This is a genomic window from Planococcus sp. APC 3900 (assembly GCF_030407735.1).
GTDB lineage: Bacteria > Bacillota > Bacilli > Bacillales_A > Planococcaceae > Planococcus > Planococcus notacanthi.
This window is the reverse complement of sequence record NZ_JASDCT010000020.1, coordinates 1-2235: the sequence shown is the minus strand read 5'-3', so window position 1 is coordinate 2235 and position 2235 is coordinate 1. Positions and strand designations below refer to the sequence as shown.

At 54.3% G+C, this 2235-nt stretch carries 1 rRNA gene; it reads left to right on the top strand.

Annotated elements, in window-relative coordinates:
• Positions 1–2234, top strand: a 23S ribosomal RNA gene (locus tag QMA04_RS18095); the annotation flags it as partial.
• Between the last annotated feature and the right edge of the window lies 1 nt (position 2235).

The window sequence follows — 2235 nt, the reverse complement described above, 5'->3', positions numbered from 1 at the left end:
CAGAGTATGCAGTTGTAGACCCGAAACCAGGTGATCTACCCATGTCCAGGGTGAAGGTAAGGTAACACTTACTGGAGGCCCGAACCCACGCACGTTGAAAAGTGCGGGGATGAGGTGTGGGTAGCGGAGAAATTCCAATCGAACCTGGAGATAGCTGGTTCTCTCCGAAATAGCTTTAGGGCTAGCCTCAAGAAGAGAATCCTGGAGGTAGAGCACTGTTTGGACTAGGGGCCCATCCCGGGTTACCGAATTCAGACAAACTCCGAATGCCAGTGATTTATACTTGGGAGTCAGACTGCGAGTGATAAGATCCGTAGTCAAGAGGGAAACAGCCCAGACCACCAGCTAAGGTCCCCAAATATCCGTTAAGTGGAAAAGGATGTGGCGTTGCTTAGACAACCAGGATGTTGGCTTAGAAGCAGCCATCATTTAAAGAGTGCGTAATAGCTCACTGGTCGAGTGACACTGCGCCGAAAATGTACCGGGGCTAAACGGATTACCGAAGCTGTGGATGGACATCGTTTGATGTCCGTGGTAGGAGAGCGTTCTAAGGGCGTTGAAGTCAGACCGGAAGGACTGGTGGAGCGCTTAGAAGTGAGAATGCCGGTATGAGTAACGAAAGACGGGTGAGAATCCCGTCCACCGAATGCCTAAGGTTTCCTGAGGAAGGCTCGTCCGCTCAGGGTTAGTCGGGACCTAAGTCGAGGCCGATAGGCGTAGACGATGGACAACAGGTTGATATTCCTGTACCACCTCCCCGCCGTTTGAGCAATGGGGGGACGCAGAAGGATAAGGAGAGCGTGCCGTTGGTTGTGCACGTCCAAGCAGTGAGGCGTGGAATGAGGCAAATCCCATTCCTGTAACGTTGAGCTGTGATGGCGAGAGGACTTGTCCTCGAGTCCCTGATTTCACACTGCCAAGAAAAGCCTCTAGCGAGGCGGGAGGTGCCCGTACCGCAAACCGACACAGGTAGGCGAGAAGAGAATTCTAAGGTGAGCGAGTGAACTCTCGTTAAGGAACTCGGCAAAATGACCCCGTAACTTCGGGAGAAGGGGTGCTCTGGTAGGGTGTATAGCCCGAGAGAGCCGCAGTGAATAGGCCCAGGCGACTGTTTAGCAAAAACACAGGTCTCTGCAAAACCGTAAGGTGACGTATAGGGGCTGACGCCTGCCCGGTGCTGGAAGGTTAAGGGGAGTGCTTAGCGCAAGCGAAGGTGCGAACTGAAGCCCCAGTAAACGGCGGCCGTAACTATAACGGTCCTAAGGTAGCGAAATTCCTTGTCGGGTAAGTTCCGACCCGCACGAAAGGCGTAACGATCTGGGCACTGTCTCAACGAGAGACTCGGTGAAATTATAGTACCTGTGAAGATGCAGGTTACCCGCGACAGGACGGAAAGACCCCGTGGAGCTTTACTGTAGCCTGATATTGACTTTTGGTGCAACTTGTACAGGATAGGTAGGAGCCAGAGATGCCGGAGCGCCAGCTTCGGCGGAGGCGTCAGTGGGATACTACCCTGGTTGTATTGAAATTCTAACCCACGCCCCTGATCGGGGCGGGAGACAGTGTCAGGCGGGCAGTTTGACTGGGGCGGTCGCCTCCTAAAGAGTAACGGAGGCGCCCAAAGGTTCCCTCAGAATGGTTGGAAATCATTCGCAGAGTGTAAAGGCAGAAGGGAGCTTGACTGCGAGACGTACAGGTCGAGCAGGGTCGAAAGACGGGCTTAGTGATCCGGTGGTTCCGCATGGAAGGGCCATCGCTCAACGGATAAAAGCTACCCCGGGGATAACAGGCTTATCTCCCCCAAGAGTCCACATCGACGGGGAGGTTTGGCACCTCGATGTCGGCTCATCGCATCCTGGGGCTGTAGTCGGTCCCAAGGGTTGGGCTGTTCGCCCATTAAAGCGGTACGCGAGCTGGGTTCAGAACGTCGTGAGACAGTTCGGTCCCTATCCGTCGCGGGCGCAGGAAATTTGAGAGGAGCTGTCCTTAGTACGAGAGGACCGGGATGGACACACCGCTGGTGTACCAGTTGTTCTGCCAAGGGCATCGCTGGGTAGCTATGTGTGGCCGGGATAAGTGCTGAAAGCATCTAAGCACGAAGCCCCCCTCAAGATGAGATTTCCCATTGCGCAAGCAAGTAAGATCCCTCAAAGACGATGAGGTAGATAGGTTCGAGGTGGAAGCGTGGCGACACGTGCAGCTGACGAATACTAATCGATCGAGGACTTAACCAAA